We start from the raw sequence: 22,478 nt of genomic DNA on the forward strand, positions 1-22,478 counted from the left end.
TAGAGGAAGGAACATGCTGTTGTGCTAACTTACTTACTGCTCTTAGTCATCGGGCTAGCAGCTGGCATTTCCGGTTCATTGGTCGGACTTGGCGGCGGGTTCATCGTTGTGCCTGCGTTGGCTTTCCTTTTTCCTGATATGGAGCCTTCACATCTGGCTGGAACATCAATGGCAATGCTGCTTTTCAACTCCATTTCAAGTACTTATGTGTACGCAAAGCAGAAGAGAATCGATTATCAAGCAGCGCTCACCTTTGCCGCCGTTTCGATTCCGGGTTCAGTAATAGGTGCACTCTTTACCAAGCAAATGGGCGGGAGAATGTTTTTCGTAAGCTTCGGGATTTTTTTAATCCTTGTCGCTTTATTGCTCTTGTTCAAGCCGAACAAACCCATCCATTGGCCTTTCAAACCAACGGTGAAGCGAAGCTTTTCCGATAATAGCGGTGCTCATTTCGAATATGCTTATCATATGCCTACCGGCATAATCATCAGTTTTCTTGTTGGCTTTGTAGCAAGCCTATTTGGGATTGGCGGCGGGAGTCTTATGGTTCCGACAATGACCTTACTTCTCGGCTTTGCCCCCCATATCGCTGTTGCAACTTCTATGCTTCAAATTTTCCTGTCAGCTATCGTAAGCACCACAACACATGCCTTTTTATTGAATGTTGAATGGTTTATGGTGTTAGCCCTAGCACCTGGCGCAATTATCGGCGGTCAAATTGGCGCACGCCTGGCAAAACGCCTTCCTGCCAAGCTGCTTTTAAAGCTATTAGCCGTTTTTCTCATCATCGTTTCGCTTCGTTTGATGATGAAAGGGTAGGTCATTATGTAAAAAGTCCTGATGGATCAAGAGTTTCTTGATCCTCAGGACTTTTTTATTGTGACTGTGGGACTGATACTTGGCCAATCCTATCGAATTTTAAGTCTCTTCAGGATTTCTTTAGAATTCCCCCACCTAATTCCTCAGTTTTTTTAGTTAAGATTTCTGTATTGAAGTAAGCGAAGGAGGTGGCATATTGGCCAGTAATACCGTCTTAGAGCTAATCAATCAGTATGGATATCTGATTTTTTATCTTGCTTTCACGTTAGGCCCTTTTGGAATTCCAATCCCTAATGAAATTACAATCCTCACTGGAGCTACCCTAAGCCACATGGGGATTATCAATTCCTGGATGACTTATTTCTGCATTTTATCAGGGCTATTAACGGCCTTTACGGTTGCCTACTTTGCAGGTAAATTCTTTGGGCAAAAGCTGAAGTGCAAATTTGAAGCTAATAGACATTTTAAAAAAGCAGAGCAGATTCTAAAAAAACGTGGGCGTACAGCTACGTATATCGGCATGTTTATTCCAGTTGTACGTTACATCATTCCCATGTTGATCGGGCTCAGCGGTACAAGCTATAAACGATTTGCCCTTATTTCATATCCCAGTGCTTTAAGTTGGACCTTACTGTTCTTTTTTGTAGGAACGTACTTTGGAGATCACATCCTATCAAAATTAATAAACATCTAAATCAATTCTAAAATTATGGAGGAATTCCGAATGAGCTTCAATGAAAAACTCTTATTTTTAAAAAGTTTTATTCATGATCCAAAACAGGTAGGCAGTGTTACCCCGAGTTCCCGGTTTCTGGCACACAGCATGGTTAACCAAGCCCCTTGGCATGAAGTTAAAGCAGTCGCTGAACTTGGATCAGGTACAGGTGCAATCACCCGTGTAATCAATACTAAGGTAACTAGTACAACGAAAGTGTTACTATTTGAGATGGATAAAACCATGAGGCATAACCTGAAGACAAGCTATCCGGACTTTTCCTGTTATCAAAATGCTGCTAGTTTAGTAGAAACAATTAAAAGTTCACATATTCATCAGTTGGATTGTATTTTTAGTGGGCTGCCCTTTTTCAATTTTGATCCCCAATTAAGAAATACATTGGTTGAACAGATCTACCAATCCCTTAAACCTGAGGGATTATTTATCGCCTTTCAGTATTCACTTCAAATGAAGAAGCAACTCTCCGAATATTTTAATATTGATACAATAAAATATGTGCCATTTAATTTCCCTCCCGCTTTCGTCTACGTCTGTCGTAAAAGGGAAACATAATAAAATAAATATAGAAGAGGGGCAGCGTCCATTGAATACAATTCTTGTTGCAGATGATGATTCTGAAATTCGAGATGTGATTCATGTTTATTTAAGAAATGAAGGTTACCAAGTGCTTGAAGCTGCAGATGGTCAAGAGGCGTTGAGTACAATACAAACAACATCCATTCAACTGGTTATCCTGGATGTGATGATGCCTCAAATGGACGGTATCACAGCCTGTCTCAAAATTAGGGAAATATCAAATATCCCAATTATTATGCTCTCAGCCAAGCAAGAGGACATTGATAAAATCACAGGTCTAACTACCGGGGCAGATGATTACATGATCAAACCGTTTAATCCACTGGAACTACTGGCCCGTGTAAAAGCTCAGTTACGGCGTCAGTCCTTAATTGGAAAGGAAGAATTCAACTCTCTGCTTATAATTAAAAACCTGATCATAGATAAAAATAAACATTCCGTAAAGTTAAATGGAATTGAAGTTTCATTAACTCCACTAGAGTTTGCGATTTTAACCCTGCTTGCAAGCCGGCCTGGGCAAGTTTATAGTTCGGAGCAAATTTACGAGAGTGTATGGAAAGAGCCTTACGGATATTCTGACAATACCGTAATGGTTCATATTCGTAACTTAAGAGAAAAATTAGAGGAAAATCCAAGAGAACCTCTGTATATTAAGACAGTCTGGGGAGTTGGTTACAAAGTTGATTAAAATCATACGAAATCTACAAATAAATAAACGCATTCAATCCAATATCTTAATCAGGATGGTGTTGAGTTTCATAATTACCATTGCGATAAATACCTCACTTAGCATCTTGTTATTTCATTTTGGAAATGCAACAAAATTGGATTGGGTGTTCAATTTTCTTGCCTACCTTCTTACTCCGATGTTTTTCATTATTTTCGTTATTACATTTTTTACATTGACCCGGCGAATCGTCAAAGATTTAATTGCGCTGGAACAAGGACTTCAGATTATATCCGAAGGTAATTTGAGTTATCGGGTAAATGTTGTGCGCCAAGATGAACTAGGACTGGTGGCTTTGAACATCAACCGGATGGCAGAGCGCTTAGAGCAACAGATCATCAAGGAACGCGAAATAGAAAAATCCAAGATGGAGATGATCACGGGGATTTCACACGACTTACGTACCCCTCTTACAAGTATTATCGGGTATATTGAGCTTTTACGTACAGAATCGTACCAAGATAAAAAAGAATACACACGTTTTATTCAAAACACCTATAACAAGGCGCTTCATTTGAAGAAACTCCTTGATGATTTGTTTGAATATACCCGACTTAATTCGGTGGATTCCCGTTTAAATCTGGAGAGAATCGATTTGTCACAGCTTTTGAATCAATTATTGTTCGAATTCGAACCAATCGCTCAAGAAAACAATGTGCATCTTATAAAAGATATAGATAAGAGTCCAATCATCACCTTAATCGACAGTGAGAAAATAGCCAGAGCCATAGATAATCTACTTATGAACGCCTTAAAATATTCCATCAGCCCGGGAAGCATTAGCATACGAATTACAACCGATTCTGAACACTGTACCATTGAGATTGAAAATAAAGGAACTCCCCTCTCACAGGATCAAGAAAACCGTCTATTTGACCGATTTTATAAGGTTGACCACTCAAGAAAAAGCCAGGGAATTCAAACCGGGGCAGGACTTGGTCTTTCGATAGCTAGGAATATTGCTGAGTTGCACAAGGGTACTTTAACGCTTAAACACACTCATGACGTCTTCACATTCCAACTGAGATTGCCTTTCGGAGAGGATTGCTAATTGATTATGTCTGAATACTTACTTTTCTTACAAGGCTTCCTCAAAGATCCAAATCGGGTAGGAAATATTCTACCCAGTTCGCAATTATTAGCCAATAAAATAATCCAGTCTGTACAATGGCATAATGTAAATGCCGTTGCAGAGCTTGGAGCTGGTACAGGTGCTATTACACATCTCATGACATCACAATTAACGAATTCTACAAAAGTGCTTTTGTTTGAGCGGAATAAAAAAATGAGAGAACACTTAAAATCAATTTATCCGGAATGCATTTTCCATTCCAACGCCAGCTACTTACTCAAGAAATTGAATCAGGAAGGCATCCGTGAGTTAGATTGCATAATTTGCGGATTACCATTTTTTAATTTTTCAATTGAAATGCGTGACAAAATCCTACATCAGATTGTTAAGTCACTTAAACCAGGCGGAATTTTAGTTGCATATCAGCACTCGCTGCACATGAAAAAAAAATGGGCTAAACAACTACTTATTGAGAAAATTGAATTTATGCCTTACACTTTCCCTCCAACATTCGTATATATTTGTCGTAAAAAAGAATGACAGATGAATACTCGGAAAACAGTAATTTCTAAAGAATGTATAAGTATTGAGAATGGAAATGACCAGCCCAATATGCAGCCAATACTGTTGCAGGACTGGATTTAGTGTGAGAAAACTATGTGAGTAACGGTTATAATTGAGACTGAAAAGCAGCCAAAAGGTTGCTTTTTTCAATATATGCATGAGATATCTAACAAGTACAATTGAGATAAGTTGTTTTTCTAACGAAAATAACTGATACAATTCAAACCACCTTTGTCATTATCGTGATCTTTTAGCACTACCTTGCCTGAAATGTACTTAATCCAGAGCAACCAGTTTTATTCTACTCGTATCAACCGTTTGTCTTGGGTACAGTAGAATCAGCGGAAGAACTATTTGAGTCATCGTTAATACCTTGACTTAACCGAAGGCTCGTGTACATCCATTTGGTATACGCTAGGGAATAGCGGTCGCCTGCACAATCCGCTATATATAAAATGCTTCAATGATTATGCAATCCTGTCGATGTACCAAGACGATTTGGTACAGCAAAATCTTAATTACGTTTCAGTACATCGGAGGCTGTCATGAATAGCGTAACTTCTGCAGTGAACCGGTTAGCTACCGTTTTGCCGCTGAAGAAGGAGTTGGTATTCACCTGGCGTGGGGCCTCGGGTGCCTTTGCCTGCACACCCAATGCAAGCACACTGTTAATGCTGGTTACCACAACAGGATCGGCTAAGAAGCTTACGATGCTCTCAACTACAATGCCCCCGATGTCCGGCAGACCGGCTAATTTCTCGGCGTTTGCGTTCATCGCGGCTTCCAGACTGAAGTAGTGATCTGCCAGCATTTTGGTTGTCGCTTTGCCAGTGTTCGGAATACCAAGGGCAAACAAGAAGGAAGCAAGGTCTCTTCCTTTGCTCTCTTCCAGGACCTTGAGCAGATTATCCGCCTTTTCTCCCCGAAACGCTCCAGCTTCACAAGCTGCTCAAAGCTCAGCTCATATAAATATCTGCCGGTTCCCGTACATTCAGTTCCTCATGCAGCTGCCCTGCCGTCTTGTCGCTAAAGGTTTCGATATCCATAGCATCACGGGAAGCAAAGTGAGTAATCCGCCCTATAATCTGCGGCTTGCAATCCAGTTTATTGTTGCAGAAGAGATGCGCACCTCGCGTTTCTAATGGAGAACCACAGTCTGGACAATCCTCAGGGAAAATAATCTCCCCGCCATCACTCTCCTCGGTCACCTTGCCGAGAATTTCCGGAATCACATCATTCGAGCGGCGGATAAACACCCGCGTACCCAGGGCGTGCTTGAGATTCCTGCGTTCAATATCTCCAACGTTATTCAGCGTACAGTTCTGGACGGTAACTCCGGCCAGCTCAACCGCCTCCACACGTGCCAGAGGAGTAACTTTACCTGATAAGCATATTATTCAAAATTGACTTATGTTTATAAAACCATATTGTGTTAAGCACTATTTTCCGTTCCGTTATACATCTATAAGATTATTATTTTGAATACTTCGGAGTATTTTGAGCCACCGTTCAGTGAGAAACTCACTTACAATAACAAACCAATAGTTAATTATAAGCTACATAGAAAAAGTGTTTTAGAAGTAACTCCTCACAATAAAAATGAAAAATTGAAGCTTATAAAAGGCGAACTACATCAACGTAATTAAATAAAGTGACTTGAAGTGAATCAACAGCCAGTAACACAAAATTGCATGTTCTCTTTTTAAAGACTTATGAAGTACTAGAGTTCATCAGTAAAACCACAGCATGGATTTGGAATAATTAATAACTCAATAAATATTTTGTCGAATACCTTGCTCAAAAAAAAGGTTTTCGACAGAAAAAAAGCTTTATATTATCAATATAAGTAATAGATTGTAATAAGGTATTTAAGGGGGAGTGTGATGGGGAGCCACCTTAATTGATTAGAACAATTAATTCGGTATTGGAGTATCCCTCAAAAATCGATTTAAAATAAACTATTGAAAAGTAAGTTCTTCAGCAAATCTAGGTATTTAATCATGGGAGAATATTATTAATGAATCCTATTGAATTATTCAACATTAAAGGAATCATTATTTATTCTGGTCATATTAACATTAATAATAAAAAATAATTACTTGGAAAATTGAAATATGTTATGAAGGATCAAACAAAAAGAATTATTCGAATTTCGAACATTAAAGTCGTTATAACAAAAATGAAGAGGTGTGAATTTGAAAGGTATAATTGTAGTTTGTGAACAAATTCAGTTATTGGATCAAAACCTATTAAATTTAATTAGTATTCAGAAAATCATCAATATAAAAGCAACTCCTGCTATTTTTAATGCCAGTTTATTCGTGAAACTATTTGAACTTCCAAAAGTTCAGAGTATCGACTGTTGGATAGAAGTTTATGATGATATTAATGATATTTTACTAAGACAAACAGAACCTATTGTACTTAGAAATCAATTTAATATTTCTGAAAAGGTTTCTGGTGCGGATATTGGAGTAAGTATTCCAATACCAGTAGTCGAAGAAGAAGGAATGTTTCGATTCGATTTAATTGTTGAAAATGATGTTGTTTCTCAATATTATTTACCATTTAAGACCTATGGGGGCAAAGTGGCGAATGGATAATATTAAGCCGATTCCGGATTTCCTGAAAAGTACAGTTAAAAAGCGATTCGTAGGCACATATATTCCAAATAAAATAGTGTTGTTAGATAAAGAACAATTAGAGGTTGATTTAACTTGGATTACGCATACAGATATTGGTACGATTATCTTTTTACTTTCTCCAACTTGTACTGCCTGTGATCCGAAAATAATTAATGAATTTATAAGGCTAAACCCCTTAATGAATTATGCGATTTTCTTTCATCTCGATGACGGTCAAACTGCTGAGGACTTTTTCCAGGAAGATCACAATGTCAAATTGTACAACTGTGATATTCGCATAATTGATGATCAGATTGATTGTGGTTCAATTGTTCCGTTCATGTTAGTGGTAAATAAAATCGGCCAAATTTTTAGCGGTAATATTTATAACCATATTAAAGATGTAGAGATGTTTGCAAGGCCACTACTAAATAAAGTGATGTGATTAAATGAACTTTATCTCCACCAAAAATACAGGTTTGCAAGTCGGATCTGAGATACCTAATTTGATTCAAAGTCCTGAGCTTAAGGAAATACATATATATCAATCATTAATATTCTTTATCTCAGTGGATTGTGCTCGCTGTATAGAATTACTTCCATTTATCTCTTTAATAAGTCAGAACTATAATGACTATCATCTTTATATTTTTTCAACCGGAGATGAGGAGATCAATAAGGAAATCAGAGACTACTTTGAGTGGAAGTTCCCAGTTATAACATTATCTTCTAAAGAAATGGATGATGTTTACAAGGTGAAAATACATCCATTTGTAATTATTTCGAACAACACTGGGAAAGTAGTTAATAAAGGGGTAGTTTATAACTCTAATGATATGATGATGTTAATTAATGAAGGGAGGTGAATGAGAATGTGTATGACTTCAGCTGATTGTGCGATAACTGGTCTTATGTTTAATTCACGTACTACTACTTACTGTGAACTTAGAGGTCCATGTATTTTGGGACGCAAAATGACCAGATATGAAACTGCTTGTCAGTCATTTGTATCCCAACTTATTAACGGTTGGATTTTTGAGACATGCAGTACTTCAGACACTGGAACTTGTTGTACTTAGCAACTTAATCTTAAGAGAACTATGCGTTATATTTTCTTTTTAAAAAAATCCATAAAATAATATTTTATGGATTTTTTATTAATTTCATTTTATGTTTATGTTTAGTAGAACCTTTAAGGTTATTCAAAAGCACAATTAAGTTTATAATTTAACAAATAGGCGATCTATCGTTTCCAGCGGTAGTTATTTATTCGCTACATAAATTGATTCACATGAAGTCTAATCTTATTAATTTTTAAGAAGATGTTGTTCAACATGTCTGCTTTGAGCCACACCCATACTCTTTAACCATATTCGGGTTTGGACTATAAAGCGGAAGAGAAACCCACGTCAAGCGTGGGTTTCCTTTTTTAAAAGGCTGTAACTCTGAGCATGATGTTACTGCTGTCGTCAAAATCATGGCCATTTTCTTCAATTGGTTAGACATCCGCCTTCCTCTCGGTGATGAACCTAACCGACCACATAGTTAATCGCACCAAATAATTTTGTCACTTCATGTTTGCTTTATTTGAGTTTTTGGATTTCTTCGTTACTTGTTTCCAACGGACCTAAGATTTATTTAAATCATATTACCCTACTTGGAAATTTGAGAGGCTTTATTTATTTGGTAATTGTCCTTAAAAGATTTAAGTCAACCTTGTTCACTCTTTAGTTAGTAAACAATAGCCCTTTTTCAACCTTTACAAAAAGTCAGTAGTTTATTCATTATAAGAATATGTTACTACTAAAATGATTGATGTAATCTCTCTACTGTGTTGATAGACATAAATAATTTTAAAGATAATACTATCGTGTTACTCCCAAAAGCATATATAAGGAAATTTATGATTTTAAGACTTTTTCAATTATCTTAAATTAACTATTTACTTATTGGGTTTACACAATTACTATTTATTTCTAGGAGGAGTATAGTTGTTTATATGAACGGAATATAAAAATTCGTTTTGATCACAGGTTTATGAGGCATTCATATGAAAACTTATACAACTAAAGCAGATGTTTAGATCATGTATAATAGCATACAACGCTTAATTACTTAAAAAGGGGTTTATTGTATTTTTTTCATAATGCACAATATTAATTGTAAGGAAGGCGAAATGATTTGTCTGACAAGAAAGAATCCTTTATAAAAGGTACTTTGATTTTGGCTGCGGCCGCCCTAATAGCGCGTATACTCGGCATATTTCAGCGAGTACCATTGGAACATATGTTTGATAAAATAGGTAACGCCTCGTTCGTTCAGGCCAATAATGTCTACTTGTTGCTACTAACTCTGGCGACAGCTGGTATTCCCAGCACACTTAGCAAAAAAGTCTCCGAGCTCTATGCACTAGGTCGGCCTAATGAAGCGAAACAGGTATATAGAGCTGCACTATACTTCGCAGCGGTTGTTGGTGTCGTAATGAGTACAGCTTTATACATAGTAGCTCCAGTATATGCGCGGTCTACTGGAGTGCCGGATAGTGTTTTAGCAATAAGAGCCATTGCACCTGCACTCCTATTATTTCCATCAATTGCAATGATGCGGGGATATTTTCAAGGGCGCGGTAATATGACCTCTGGTGGCATATCACAGATTGTTGAGCAGTTCGCCCGTGTTATGACTGCAATTTTACTTGCATTCATTCTTTTACGTCAAGGCTATAGTAATGCAATTATGGCTGCTGGCGCCTCATTTGGAAGCGTGCTAGGCAGCGTTGCTGCCTTTTGCGTAATGATTTATTTTGCTATTAAGTATAGTAATGAGGATACAGCACAGGTACGGGGTCACAATGAAACAGAATTAAAACTCTCACTATGGAGAATATATAAAGATATATTTAGATTATCTATCCCAATTGTATTGGCTTCTATGACTATACAGGCGGTTTATCTGATTGATTCGTCTCTTATTGTACCTCTTTTGGCGGGTCAAATCGGCGAGGGAGAAGCAATACACCTTATAGATATTTTAGGCCAAAAAGCTCAAAGTATCGCCGGTATTCCACCGGTACTTGCCATCGCTCTTAGCACATCGCTGATTCCAGTCATTTCAGCTGCTTATGCCCGACATGACGAACTCTATTTAAAGAATCAGATTATACTGGCGCTTCGTATCGCTATTCTAACAGGTACACCGATTGTACTAACACTTGTGGTCGCGGCATATCCAGTCAATGGCTTACTTTTTAAGACTCCGTCAGGTAGTGAGATGATTGCACTGCTGACTCTAGGAACAATATTTCAAATTACAATGACAACATCAAATTCGATTTTACTTGGGATGGGTAAATCCCGAACTTCAATGTTTTATGTGATGATTGGCATTTTGGTTAAGCTCATCGCTAGCGTTATTCTTAGTCAGTTTTTGGGGATATACGGTATAATCATTGCCACAGGACTCTGCTTCATCATTATTACGATACTCAATTTACGGCTATTGAAGTCGGTTGTACCATTTCAAATACTGGGTGCTAGCTGGGGTTCCTATTTGATATCTGTACTCGTAGCTGGATGTATTGGTCTTGCGCTTAATATATTGGGGCTCATGCTCACTGACATCATGACAACTAGGGTCGCGTATCTACTTACTTGCTTAATAGTCGCAGGCGGTATAATTCTCGTTTATCTACTCCTACTTATTATACTTAGAGTACTAAATCTTAAAGAATTGGAAAGCTACCCACTTGGAGTTCAGCAACTTCTAAAACCTCTCATGAAGCTGCAATTCGGTAGGAGTAAAAGATAGTTGATATAGAGGAAAGCTAACTATGGTCTTTTCCTAATCCAACACCATAATAGTATGAGAGAACTTAACTTGTTATCTTTTCTATGCCACTATAGGTGGATATAGTAGAGAAGGATTATGATGTAAAAGTTAATGGTAGATACTATTTTATCTTGTTCATCTATAGGCTTCTTATATAATTTTTAATGATTCAGCTTTCGCACCTAGAAATTGAGCCTAAATAATTGAGCTCATAAGTGGAACTCAATTATTTACTGATATTACAAATAACATCTCGTTTATCTGGTATCATGGAAGTGTCGAGCAACCTTACCAATAAAAAAAGGGGCCTGACTCTATGTTATTAGCGTCCACTGTCTAAACAGTACTGCTTTTCTAGATCCATTGCCAATCTGCATAACGGAAAAACGTAGCGAGAAAGGTCATTTCTAAATCACACGTTCTTTCAAGTCTAGCAATTCCCCAAATTCTTTTCCTTTGTTCTTCTAAGGAAAGGACTGGTTCGACTCCTGGAAAGTGACAACGGGGCAATTTCTCCTTGCAAAGGTATTATCTTTTAAATCCAGTTCCTTTTGCTTGGCGATGCTATACTTGCCTTAAATCTTCACATCATACGCGTTTTAAATCGCTCAACGCAGAAGCACGGGTGCTCATCATCGATTATTCTGTTTTGAGACCGGAGCAAATCGTGGAACTGTTGACACGTGTATTTGAGCACTTCACAGGTAAATTCAATAGATCGTACCGTTGCTAAATATCTTTGACAATCGCGGCATCTACCGAATTGTAGGGCTGGATTCTCTTCTCTAGTAAACAAATCCCTCGTAATTCTCTTTAATCCCCCCTTTAGCTTCCGGTCCAAATCCATGACTGGCTTTGCAATATCTCTAGTCAGATGTTCCGTACCGGTACTGATACGAACATCTGACTAGAGATATTACATGGATAGTCGGATACAATGCTGCCCATCAATAAGCAGTCCAATCTGATCGAAAAGTTATGTTGTTTAATGGGCTCTATCAGACCGTTCAGTTTCACGGCACTTCTGCTTTGAGATTCTATACTGCAAGAATTCTGTCGCAAAATTCTTAACACAACATTCTACTGGGTTTAACTTTTTTCGGGTAGAACTCCATCCAGGAAAGCTGCAGCCATCCATGCTGCTGAGCCAATTCCACTTAGATTTCGCGCGAAGATGGCTAAATCGCGAAGGCGTGTCAAATGTCAAATATTATTCATACAGCCGTTCACAGATTCTTTCCAATGCGTCTACGAGATTCATTTCATCATGAAGTTCGTAAGGGTGTAGTGGTTTTTTGAACAGAGTTCACCTACGAGAGAAATACGTCGAATCCATAGGATGTATGTTTCATGACAAGTGCGTCATCTTTGGCAGAAGGTAGTAGGATTTAGGATATGGATAATTTGGATGAGGACAAGCATAAGCCATATTCCCAAATATCGGAATCTTTAAACTTAAAGCACTGTCGTTATTCTCTAAGTGGGTTATGCAACTCGCAGACCGAAGTCCATTTCACCGAAGACTGTGAAAAAAACGTAAATCTACTAGAACACCAATGTGACTAGGGCATACTCCTAAATTAGCGGGTCTAACTGCTACGAAGAGTTCAAAACAGTAAGTGGAATATGCAAGAAGTGCTTTTCTCCAAAGGCTTTGAAGTGAGGATTTTTTGCGGTGTTTAACGGTTATCCCACTTCTCTCTCTCTACCACACTTTTGAATAGAATATCGGACAGAACTGTTTGTAGTTCAGCGATAAGTCTCAAGATAATTATACTTTCCCAAATAAAAATACAGAGCCGATTTTAGCGGCTCCGTACTTAAAGTAATACAGGAGTAAAACTATCATCTTCCTTTTACAACATAGTTGACTGTAGATAATTCAGTGAATAACTAAACAGTAAAAGGGACTAACTATATAGGTTGAACTAAAGAATTCCCACTACCTTATCTGACTTCACGCCGCGATGATTGCCTGTTGTCCAAATAACACGTTGCTTACCTTTTTCAAACCATGTTCGTTGCAGGGCCTGATAATCACAGATCATGCTTTCATCTTCAAACAAAAAATGATCAGTTTCGCTATTTCCAACCATTTTTAAAGCTGGGAACATTTCTTCGACAAACTGTTTCTGTTTGTCAGGGTCTGCAGCAGCAAGGGTATATGTGAGCTTCGTATAGCTCATATTCATATGTCCCATGAGCTTAGGACGCCGCGCAACGAGTATTGGCAGCCGTACGTCCGCTCGATGTAGTCTGCAATGAGTTGTAATGTCCAATTGAATCTGGCAGTGAAGACGTCTGCCAGTACTTGGCTGACGATAACGCGCTTTAACTCGTCGCGTTGATCTTTTGTCAATCGCGGGGATCGCCCCGGCGATAACCGCATGATGAGGCCGAGAATTCCTGCCTTTTCATAAGCATGAATGTAGTTGCGAATTGTTTTCTCAGAATGACACGTAATCGTAGCGATTTAGCTTATAGACATTCCCATTAATCGCTAAACGAATAGTCTGAAGTCGCTCGTATGTTCGACGATCCTTTGTTGACTTCAGTCGTTCTTCAATGGCTGACAGGGCTTCGTGTTTTTCCATCCCATTCACCGCCTCATCAAGGATCTTTCTAAGTTCGACAGTGATTGGGTGAGAGCCTGCCGGATACTCGAAAATCACTGATTCAATCTATATAGATCCAACACTCAGAGGCAAGCTACGAAACTCCTCATCGTTGTTATCTTTATACATCGACAACTGTGAGTTAAACATTTCTGCATATTTACCATTCTTTCTTAAAAGTGAATCATGATCTCCTTGTTCAATCAACTTACCATTCTCTAATACAATTATTTCATCAACGAAGCGACAACATGCTAATCTATGAGTAACAATTATAGCAGTTTTACTATCTGTAATAGAAAGGATATCTTTTATTATTTCCATCTCCATTATTGGATCAATCGCGGACGTGGGCTCATCTAATATTAATAAATTGGCTTCACTAATTAGACATCTTCCAAGTGCTACTTTTTGCCACTGCCCACCTGATAAATCTCTTCCTTTTTCAAAATATGCTCCTAACATAGCATCTAAATGAAGATCCATCTGTTTATCAGATTTGTTTAACCTTAATCTATTTAATGTTTTCTCTAAAAATAAGTCATCATCTATTTTTGATATATTTCCAAAACTTAAGTTTTCCCTTAAAGTCATATTATATTTAATGAAATCTTGAAATAATGTGGTAATATTGCTCCGAAGTGAGTATTTGTCTATTTCGTTTATGCTAATATTATTATAGTTAATGTCACCTTCAGGTATTTCGTAAAGACCTGCAAGACATTTAGCCAAAGTACTTTTCCCAGCACCATTCTCCCCTACAATAGCGATTTTTTTACCCCCATAAATATTAAAGCAGATATTTTGCAACGTATAGTTTTCATTATTCGGATACTTGAAATTCAAATTTTTCACTTCAATACATGATATAGGTTCATTCAATTGAACATCACTAGCTCTTGTCTCTTCTTTGAGATTTAGAAAAGAATAATAGTCCATCGCATATCTTGCAGTTTGAGAAATTTTTGAAATGGAAGTAGCAAGTTCTCTTACTTGATTACTTGAGGATGTTACCGCTTGAGAAACTGCTACAAATCCTCCAATTGTTAAACGACCCAAAATACTACTAAAAACTGTAATCGACAGTATTAGAAGATTGATAACAATATTCATTCCATATAATAATAAATTAATAAATTCTGTTTTTATCTGCAAATTATATTTCTGATTTGAAAACACCCAAAATAACTTCTCCCATTTATCAATCAAATACCTACTTTGATTAAATATCTTAATTTCTTTAATTACTGGTTTATCCTTAAGAATTGAATAAAAGTATTCCATTTTTCTTTCTGTTGGTATTAGACTCATTGACAAGTTATATTCTCTCTTGCCAATTTTTAAATTTTGTATAAGTACTGGTATAAATATAAGTACTAAAGTAAATATAAGAATAAAATGAATTTTCATCAGTACAAATATTAGCAATGTTAAAGTAATACTATTCTTTATTATTAAAAGTATTAGATCAATAACCTCAAACGCTTTCTTTCCCGCGCCATTACTAATTCTTTCAAAGTCATTAAAAAACTCAGGGTCTTCAAAATTACTGAATGATAATTTCTGCACTTTTTCGATGAATGCACTATCAACTAAAAACGAGACTTTGTTATCAATTTTAGTTCTTACTAAATTAGATAAAGATGAAATAATAGTAATAATAAGAGAAAATAAAACTTGTAAGGCCAAAATTGTTAGTAGTGGTTTTATAATGTTTTTGTTTGTCAAAACTTCTGAAACAGAGTTAATCATTTTGGTAGTAATTGATAATTGAATTAATGGAGTAACTCCATCTACTAGGTAGAAAATTAACTTCATCAAAAAAAGTATAGGGAAGTTTTTTAGAATAGTTGGATATGTATTTTTCACAATATATAAAACTGTCTTCAAGCAAAACAACTCCAGTAGATGATCTTAGATTATGTTAAAAATAATTACCAATGTAAGTTATTTGAAATAATACAGGGCACTTCCAGAGTATATTACGTAAAATTCACTTTGAGAAAACATCATAGAGATTAACGAAATTATTTCAAATTAATTAATGTTATGAAATTTGTCTTTTTTCTAGAGAAACTGTATCAAATTTTGTATAATTCCTCCAATGATTAACTTAATATGTCTAATTTCAATTCTACCAGTACATCAATTAGCATTTGATATTTAAACATGAAAAATATACACAACAATATCCTATGTCTTTTTTAAATTTAATTCTTACAGTAACAATCAACGCTCTCGCCTTTAGTTAAATAGCCTTTCGTGTCTAAAATTGTAAGATCATTGGATATCTTGACCATCTATATGCTATTTTAATATCTCTGTTAATGTTGATATGTCATAACATATCTCACTCATTAAAATTTCCTTTTCTTGATTAACTTTATAAATATAAGGTGTCACTGGAATAGGTAAACTCTCTTTTAACTTTGAATAATCTGCTCGATAAACTTTTTTGAAACAACTCCTTAATTCAGCTATGAATTCTAACTCACCTTCTATTAGAATAAGCACATCAAAGTATCCATTAATTTTTAGATAATCCAAAACTTCTATACAAGTTTCACACGAACTAGATAAAATAAAAATTATTTCCGAGTCTTCCATTACCTCATATAGAGAATTCAGATCGTCAATAAAAGCATCTGGAAGTATATCCCCTACACCCAAAGGGTTGCTTTTACTCATTATTTTTTCTAATAGTTTATTTTTCATTAAATTCTCCCGATCATAAAATCCTATTTTCAAAATGTATTACACTTAAATTCCCAATTAATAGTTCTAAACATTCGATGAACTGTAATATGTCGCTTTCTTGCGTATTGGTACCAAAACTAACTCTTACACTACTTGAGGCAACTCTATCATTTTTACCCATTGAGGATAATACTCGACTTTTACTAGAAGTCGACGAACATGCTGATTGAGAAGATATAGTTATCCCATGTTTATCAAAAAAATTTAGTATTACAGGAGATGTTAATTCAGGAAATGAAAAATTGATAATGTGAGGGACTGAAAGCGGGATAGGAGGACTATTGATAAAAAGCCCTTGCATCTTACTGATTCGAGAGTAAAGATACTGATTAAATGCTGTAACTTTTTTATTTTCAGCTTCAAAATTATCTATAGTCTCCTTAATTGCCTCGGTGAACGCAGCTATTAAAGGAACGTTTAGGGTTCCAGGTCTGTTCCCAAACTCTTGATCTCCCCCAAACATTAAAGGTGCCAAATCAATATCTGACTTTTTAATTAGTAAACCAATACCCTTTGGTCCACCTATTTTATGTGCAGATATTGTATACAAGTCTATACCTTCAAATGAAATTTTGGTTTTGCCAACTGCCTGGGCTCCATCAACATGAAAACATACACTAGGATATTCACTAATTAACTTTGCAATTTCAGAAACCGGCTGTATTACCCCTGTCTCATTATTAACATGCATCACACTCAGCAATACAGTATCTTTAGTTATTTCTGTTTTTAACATTTCCATATCAATAATTCCGTATTCATCAACTGGTAAATAAGAAACTTTAACTCCTTGCAACTCCATTTTTTTGTAGACATTCAAAACAGATGAATGTTCTGTAGTAGGCACAATAATATGAAGAGTATTTTTACTTTTTTCAATATTATTAACTATACCTGTTATTGCTAAATTATTTGATTCTGTTGCACCTGATGTAAAAATAATATTATCGCTATTTACTCCTAAGTAACCTGCAATAATACCTCTAGAATTTTCCACTAAATCATTAGCATCAAATCCCATCCGATGTAATGATGAGGGATTTGCGTAAATATCTCCTGAAACTTCTATTAATGTATTTAAAACTTTTTTATGCATAGGAGTTGAAGCACTGTAATCAAGATAAACCCCCATGATAATCCCTCCTTAAATTCCTTTTTTTTCACACCACTGCTTATATTGTCAGAATATCATTTTTCACTTGTCGAAAACCTTATTTTAATACAAGGTATTCGACAAAATGTTTATTGTTGTTGGAGAAAATTGCTCAGGCAACTAGAACAAAGTAATTAATCATTTAATATACAGATACGATGCTAGTTTGCTAACTAGCTTAGACAATTTAATTACTGCTTTGATCAGTCGGAGTCTTCTTCAGCTGAAGAATACAGTCTATTATTTAAATTAATCAATGATTTTATTATTATGATTGTAAAAATTTACCTAAAATAGGTGTGTAATATGCATTTGACACATTAAAAGAATTATGATAATTTTTTCTACATCCTAAAATTTAGAATAAATGGATTACATTAATGAAAAGAGGTGACGTTTTTTGTTGAAAAATCTTTTTCGAATTAATGAAAATGTACTAATCGATTTTGATGACTCGTCATTACTTAAAGATGGGTTGAAAATGGCTTTATCAAGATTAGAATTAAGACTTCTAATTTTACTCACAAACTCTATAGGTGAGACTCTGGATAAGAAAAAAATAATAAAATATGTGTGGACATCAGAAGAATATTCAAAAAATCAAGATACTGAACTATATGTATTAGTACATAGGCTACGCAAAAAAATAGAAGATAATTGTAATGAACCACGATTTTTAATCAAAGTCTGTGGACAGGGCTACTTATTAAAAGCAGACAATCTAAACGCATATGTAAGTAATAATTCTAATAGATTTTAAATAAACTCGCATAAATGGTATTAAAGAATAGAAAGTTCACAATTTAAAAGTAATGACAATGACTAAATAGATTGAACTTGAAAATTAAAATTATAAGAAGATAGGCGGAGGGCAATTTTGGAACTATAAGAGTGGTAGTTTTCTTCCGCCTTTGTTTGCGGATTTCAAACCCAAACAGCAATATTATTCAAGAAATCTGAAGGGCCGACCGGAGGTCCAAATAGTCAAGCTCAATTCTTAATTGGGAGAATCAAAGTTCAATCTATAAGCTAATAGGTAGTTGGTTACTTGTTATTTAACAATGAGGAGGAAAAAAAATGAACAATGACCGTTTATTCAAAAAAACATCTATTGAGAGCTTGTTCACTAATGATCAACCCACTAATGTATTTGAAGAATTTAAATACATAATTTATCTATCAATACACTGCATAAGATGTATTAATATACTTGGAGAATTTGAGAACCATCAAGACTTAGAATTCGATAGTAATATGTGTATTTTGATTGATTGCGATGAATCAGAAATATTACTAATAGAGAAACTTTACAAAATACCAATACCCATTTTCTGCTTAGCATACCACAAAAAATATGTTAAATACTTACAAAATTTCACCCCCCCCCATCTAATTGACACATCAAATTTTCCGAATTTAGCAGGAAATAAAATAAATAGTTTCAAAGAAATCAACTGTATAATTTTGAATTCTCGCATTTTACCTTTGTCATAAATATTTTCTTATTACATTATTTAGAGCGTGTCTTCAAAATATAAATTAGTCCTAAATCAGGGTAAAATACATCTATGAAAAGACGATACGAAAAACGTAACGAACAATGGGAACGAATCAAAGATTTGCTTCCACCCGAATAAATAAGACAGGGTGGATAAATTGAAAAAAACAATAAACCGATGTTGAATTCTATTTTTTGGGGTAGATCGTTTCGGTAGGCCTTGGCGGGTTTGCCGGACTACTATCCATCTTGAAAAACGGTGGATACCTGGTTTCGTTGCTGGCAGATGGCCGGCGTATGAGGTGTTTTAACTTGTATCGCACTCCATCAATTTGAAAATATTATGATTGATACCACCGTCGTCTGTGCTCACCAGCACTGACGATGGAGGCAAAAGGGGGCAGCAATTTTAGGCTATTGGCCGCTCCAGAGGTGGACTAATCACTAAAATTCATGCGATTGTCGACGCTTTGCCCACTCATTGCGTGTTGAACTTATGTCTGGAAATCGACATGATTGCGTCAAAGGCTATGAAATGCTGCAAAACATGGATCTATCCGGAAAAACCGATTTAGCCGAACGTGGTTATGACTTAAATAACTTTTTGAATCTGATTCAAGAGCAGTAAGCCAGCGCTGTCATTCCCAACCATAACATCGTAAAGTTCAATGCAAATGTGATTGGTGACTTTATATAGGACATCATTTGGTGGAATTCTTCTCTGTTTTGAGATGCGAAAAGAAGGAATCAATGCATGCTTTATCTAGGTAGACTGCTTTGCAAGAGCTGCTACATTTGACGCCGTATGCCTCTAATCGTGTGTTGTACGCCTGAGACTTTTATTGGAGCCCTTGGTCGAATGGAGTACGGCTTCCGAGAAGTCTCCTTTTCGTGTCCACTGTTCTACCTACCGTATCTTGGACCAGTTTCACATCGTTACGGTTGGAAATTTACCAAGCGACAAACTCATTGTTAAATAGATCTTGAATCTCGGACAGGTAATAAAAATGGGTGCCATCCGAGATATATGTAGTATCGGTGATGAGCTTCTGTTGAGGAAAGGTAGCATGAAACTTACGCTTCAATCGGTTAGGATACACCACGGATGGGGTAGAGTTGGAGCGAGTTCGTTTCTTTCGGATCACCGATTGGATCGATAATCCTTTCATGATCCGCCTAATTTTTTTGATATTGACGAGATAGCCTGCTTCACATAGAGTTGTCTGCATTCGGGGGTATCCTAAGTAGGGATTTACAATGTGAATGGCTACCATGTGAACTTTAATTTCATGATCTCGAGCGTGTATATCGCCCTGCCGTGACCCCGTGGCTCGCCACTTGTAATAACTGGCCCGATGCCCTGCAATAGCTAATAAGCGTGTAGGTCACGCAGTTCCTCTATGGCTGGTAATTGTCCTGTGGTCTCAATTTCTCTCCCACTATAAATTAATATTTCCTCTTGTTTACTCACTCGTTCTTAGGTTTTCAACCGTGGACTTTTTGAGAGTTGGAGAAGTCACGTAAGGATGACATTATTTTCTGGCGAAGTCGGTAGCAGGAATAGAGCTTGGGGATTCATCCCCAACCCACAAACTGGTTGTTATGATCGCACCTTGGATATTCACACCTGACTCTTAATGGCTTACCCTCCCATGTCACGCGGGGTCTTTGCCCTTTCATTCCTTCGTTCGACCTCTCAAGATGTGGACGCCGTATCTTACTCCTTTACAGGGTCGTTTCTCTTATGGAAATGATTCCTGCGACTGCTCCGTGCTTCCTTTGTCCTGGTTCTTTTCTTCCGGTGAGAAACGTGATTTCCGTTTTACTTAAGCTGCCATCTGAATCTGGGACTGACGTACCGGCCCTAAAACGTCGTTTGCATCGTATGGAATGTGCAGAGTCCCGAGCATATGCAGGTCAAGTATGAGTTTCCCGCACAAGGCCACAAGGGATTGCCTTTTCTTCAGTGGATTTTGGCTTCACTTCGTGAAGTACTGTTGCATTACCTTGAACTTCGCGTTCTTTGCTACCATAGCATCACCGCCCGAAACAGCAGGGCCCGAAGCCTTGCTGTTTCGGGCGGTGATGCTCGACTTGCCCTTTATCTTTCCAAAACTGTACTCTTTTAGATTCAGTTCGGCCAGCCTGATAATCTGCTGTCCATGCTCGTAACCGCTCAGATCTCCGACTTTCGCTAGAAACCCTGCCAAGGTGACCACAGCCACGCTCGGTACGGTGAGCATTGCCTTCGTTCTTGTTATTTGCACAAGTAGACGTTCCATCTCGGCCATAACCTCTTCGAGTTGTCTGGCGAACATGTCGCACTGCCCCGAAAGCGCTTTAATCTCTATCTTTGCTGCGGTAAGCCCTTTGGTAAGCCACATGAAACTTCTACGGTTTCGACCAGTTGTTTAGTTCTTTTTGTCCCTACAGCGCGTTTCACGTCTTTCTTCCAGCGTTCCACAATGCCTTCTGTTCCTAGCTCCACGATTTCACCTAGAGCCGGAAACTCGCCTAGCGTAATGAATGAGGCTTTACCTTTCCAATCCTTAAATACCTGCGGATACTCTGGGAAGAAGCGATCCTGCCAGTTCTGCACCCCCTTTTCACCTTCTTTTTTTGTTCCCTCGAAATAATTCATTACAGGATTGGGTACTTCTTGATGCTATATGGTGAAAATAATTTCTCTTAAAAAAACAATAGCCTAATCCTTCAATTTTGTTTGAAAGGATCGGCTATTGTAATTACACCTTACAAATACATAAATATAAAAGAAACCTATTCTAATCCTAAAAAAATCTCATCACGGAGTTGGCGGAAGTGGACCAAATCCATCACTGCAACACTCTCCAGTCCCTACTTCATTACAAGTAATCGTTTGATAATCATATGACCCGAGGTAGAAACAATGTGCCCATTCATATCGAACTTTATAATACTCAGATTTACAAACTTTACTACCATACCTACATGCATACCCTACACCATTATTCTGTGTAACTGACGTCCAACTGCACGAACAAGCCATTTCACACACTCCCAACATTAGTTTTATTTATATAGAAGTTCGGAATCGAACTATCTACCAACTTAACTATTACTATATGCCCTTAAAGTAAAGTGGTATAATCTTGAAAACAAAGTAAAGCAATAGACTCATACTGATTTCATGTAAAATCAAAGTTAACAAAATACTAATTGCCGAAAGAAGTTCGCAAGCACTCGATATTCGGTCATCAGAAACTCGATATCTTTGTATCTACCCGAAGCAATGTAAATGTGTCAGTTCCGAATGTTTCCACAAAAGGACATGACTTCACTTCAGTTACTGAAAAAGAACTTGCCAAACAATATGTTAAATTACCAAACGCCCTCGCTAATCTCTTGTATAGAAGTGCGCTCACGAAGTCCTCATGGAAGAACTGTCAATTTCAGCTTGATCATTCGTTAGTAAATATTTCAAAATAATATTTTAGAGAGTTTCATATTATTTTATTATTCCTTACACT

21 protein-coding genes and 2 pseudogenes are annotated in these 22,478 nt (G+C 36.7%); 14 read left to right on the forward strand and 9 right to left on the reverse strand.

Annotated features, from left to right (window positions below; all coding sequences use genetic code 11):
* The first annotated feature begins 21 nt into the window (after positions 1-21).
* The 6 genes from MHH86_RS26670 (at position 22) to MHH86_RS26695 (ending at position 4,470) form a co-directional block, all read left to right on the forward strand.
* Positions 22-819 carry a sulfite exporter TauE/SafE family protein gene (locus MHH86_RS26670; protein WP_076098819.1) on the forward strand — a complete coding sequence of 266 codons (798 nt, stop codon included), beginning with the start codon at positions 22-24 and terminating at the stop codon, positions 817-819.
* Positions 820-1,015: 196 nt separating this feature from the next.
* Positions 1,016-1,513, forward strand: coding sequence for a DedA family protein (locus MHH86_RS26675; RefSeq protein WP_076098820.1), 498 nt, complete (start codon positions 1,016-1,018; stop codon positions 1,511-1,513).
* 30 nt (positions 1,514-1,543) lie between these two features.
* Positions 1,544-2,107: a methyltransferase domain-containing protein gene (locus tag MHH86_RS26680; protein ID WP_076098821.1), complete on the forward strand. Its 564-nt coding sequence runs from the start codon at positions 1,544-1,546 to the stop codon at positions 2,105-2,107.
* Positions 2,108-2,138: 31 nt separating this feature from the next.
* Complete coding sequence (locus tag MHH86_RS26685) at positions 2,139-2,819, forward strand: response regulator transcription factor (RefSeq protein ID WP_036685458.1); 681 nt, start codon at positions 2,139-2,141, stop codon at positions 2,817-2,819.
* 55 nt (positions 2,820-2,874) lie between these two features.
* A complete protein-coding gene (locus MHH86_RS26690; RefSeq protein WP_141118554.1) occupies positions 2,875-3,909 on the forward strand; it encodes a HAMP domain-containing sensor histidine kinase in 1,035 nt (344 codons plus the stop codon).
* Between the two features lie 6 nt (positions 3,910-3,915).
* Positions 3,916-4,470 (forward strand): methyltransferase domain-containing protein, encoded by a 555-nt coding sequence (locus MHH86_RS26695; RefSeq protein WP_051491402.1) that lies wholly within the window; start codon positions 3,916-3,918, stop codon positions 4,468-4,470.
* Positions 4,471-5,074: 604 nt separating this feature from the next.
* On the opposite strand, the pseudogene MHH86_RS26700 reads toward MHH86_RS26695, so the two are convergent.
* Positions 5,075-5,879, reverse strand: a pseudogene (locus MHH86_RS26700) (helix-hairpin-helix domain-containing protein); the annotation flags it as partial.
* An 810-nt stretch (positions 5,880-6,689) separates the two neighbouring features.
* On the opposite strand from MHH86_RS26700, the gene MHH86_RS26705 reads away from it, so the two are divergent.
* The 4 genes from MHH86_RS26705 to MHH86_RS26720 all read left to right on the forward strand — a co-directional run bounded on the left by MHH86_RS26705 (position 6,690) and on the right by MHH86_RS26720 (position 10,925).
* Positions 6,690-7,097, forward strand: a complete 408-nt coding sequence (locus tag MHH86_RS26705) for a hypothetical protein (protein ID WP_036685463.1) — start codon at positions 6,690-6,692, stop codon at positions 7,095-7,097.
* On the forward strand, positions 7,090-7,563 hold the full coding sequence (locus tag MHH86_RS26710) for a hypothetical protein (RefSeq protein ID WP_036685465.1): 474 nt from the start codon (positions 7,090-7,092) through the stop codon (positions 7,561-7,563). Before MHH86_RS26705 ends, MHH86_RS26710 begins: the two co-directional genes overlap by 8 nt.
* Positions 7,564-7,567: 4 nt before the next feature.
* Positions 7,568-7,984 (forward strand): hypothetical protein, encoded by a 417-nt coding sequence (locus tag MHH86_RS26715; protein WP_051491387.1) that lies wholly within the window; start codon positions 7,568-7,570, stop codon positions 7,982-7,984.
* A 1,315-nt stretch (positions 7,985-9,299) separates the two neighbouring features.
* Positions 9,300-10,925, forward strand: a complete 1,626-nt coding sequence (locus MHH86_RS26720; RefSeq protein ID WP_036685467.1) for a polysaccharide biosynthesis protein — start codon at positions 9,300-9,302, stop codon at positions 10,923-10,925.
* 1,949 nt (positions 10,926-12,874) lie between these two features.
* Here the strand turns inward: MHH86_RS26720 and MHH86_RS26725 are convergent.
* The 5 genes from MHH86_RS26725 to MHH86_RS26745 all read right to left on the reverse strand — a co-directional run bounded on the left by MHH86_RS26725 (position 12,875) and on the right by MHH86_RS26745 (position 17,450).
* Positions 12,875-13,132 (reverse strand): hypothetical protein, encoded by a 258-nt coding sequence (locus MHH86_RS26725; RefSeq protein WP_051491388.1) that lies wholly within the window; start codon positions 13,130-13,132, stop codon positions 12,875-12,877.
* A 261-nt stretch (positions 13,133-13,393) separates the two neighbouring features.
* Positions 13,394-13,540: a hypothetical protein gene (locus MHH86_RS26730; protein ID WP_155986599.1), complete on the reverse strand. Its 147-nt coding sequence runs from the start codon at positions 13,538-13,540 to the stop codon at positions 13,394-13,396.
* 87 nt (positions 13,541-13,627) lie between these two features.
* On the reverse strand, positions 13,628-15,451 hold the full coding sequence (locus tag MHH86_RS26735; RefSeq protein WP_036685468.1) for an ABC transporter ATP-binding protein: 1,824 nt from the start codon (positions 15,449-15,451) through the stop codon (positions 13,628-13,630).
* 417 nt (positions 15,452-15,868) lie between these two features.
* Positions 15,869-16,276: a hypothetical protein gene (locus MHH86_RS26740; protein ID WP_036685470.1), complete on the reverse strand. Its 408-nt coding sequence runs from the start codon at positions 16,274-16,276 to the stop codon at positions 15,869-15,871.
* A 13-nt stretch (positions 16,277-16,289) separates the two neighbouring features.
* Entirely contained in the window at positions 16,290-17,450 is a 1,161-nt protein-coding gene (locus tag MHH86_RS26745) for a cysteine desulfurase family protein (protein ID WP_036685473.1), read from the reverse strand.
* A gap of 421 nt (positions 17,451-17,871) precedes the next feature.
* Between MHH86_RS26745 and MHH86_RS26750 the strand changes: the two genes are divergently transcribed.
* The 4 genes and pseudogenes from MHH86_RS26750 (at position 17,872) to MHH86_RS26765 (ending at position 19,597) form a co-directional block, all read left to right on the forward strand.
* Positions 17,872-18,231 carry a helix-turn-helix domain-containing protein gene (locus tag MHH86_RS26750; protein ID WP_051491389.1) on the forward strand — a complete coding sequence of 120 codons (360 nt, stop codon included), beginning with the start codon at positions 17,872-17,874 and terminating at the stop codon, positions 18,229-18,231.
* A gap of 317 nt (positions 18,232-18,548) precedes the next feature.
* Entirely contained in the window at positions 18,549-18,965 is a 417-nt protein-coding gene (locus tag MHH86_RS26755; protein ID WP_036685477.1) for a hypothetical protein, read from the forward strand.
* A 417-nt stretch (positions 18,966-19,382) separates the two neighbouring features.
* Positions 19,383-19,465: pseudogene (locus tag MHH86_RS26760) on the forward strand (IS5/IS1182 family transposase); the annotation flags it as partial.
* Complete coding sequence (locus MHH86_RS26765) at positions 19,466-19,597, forward strand: hypothetical protein (RefSeq protein ID WP_256715883.1); 132 nt, start codon at positions 19,466-19,468, stop codon at positions 19,595-19,597.
* A gap of 322 nt (positions 19,598-19,919) precedes the next feature.
* Here MHH86_RS26765 and MHH86_RS26770 read toward each other — a convergent pair whose 3' ends face one another.
* From MHH86_RS26770 to MHH86_RS26780, 3 genes are all read right to left on the reverse strand, one after another.
* Positions 19,920-20,336, reverse strand: a complete 417-nt coding sequence (locus MHH86_RS26770; RefSeq protein WP_327196844.1) for an IS3 family transposase — start codon at positions 20,334-20,336, stop codon at positions 19,920-19,922.
* 612 nt (positions 20,337-20,948) lie between these two features.
* Complete coding sequence (locus tag MHH86_RS26775; RefSeq protein ID WP_249267742.1) at positions 20,949-21,353, reverse strand: transposase; 405 nt, start codon at positions 21,351-21,353, stop codon at positions 20,949-20,951.
* Entirely contained in the window at positions 21,317-21,610 is a 294-nt protein-coding gene (locus tag MHH86_RS26780) for a hypothetical protein (RefSeq protein ID WP_051491392.1), read from the reverse strand. The genes MHH86_RS26775 and MHH86_RS26780 overlap by 37 nt, the downstream gene beginning before the upstream one ends.
* Positions 21,611-22,478 lie beyond the last annotated feature (868 nt).

This window comes from Paenibacillus sp. FSL F4-0097 (genome assembly GCF_038593125.1).
Taxonomy (GTDB): Bacteria; Bacillota; Bacilli; order Paenibacillales; family Paenibacillaceae; genus Paenibacillus_AQ; species Paenibacillus_AQ odorifer.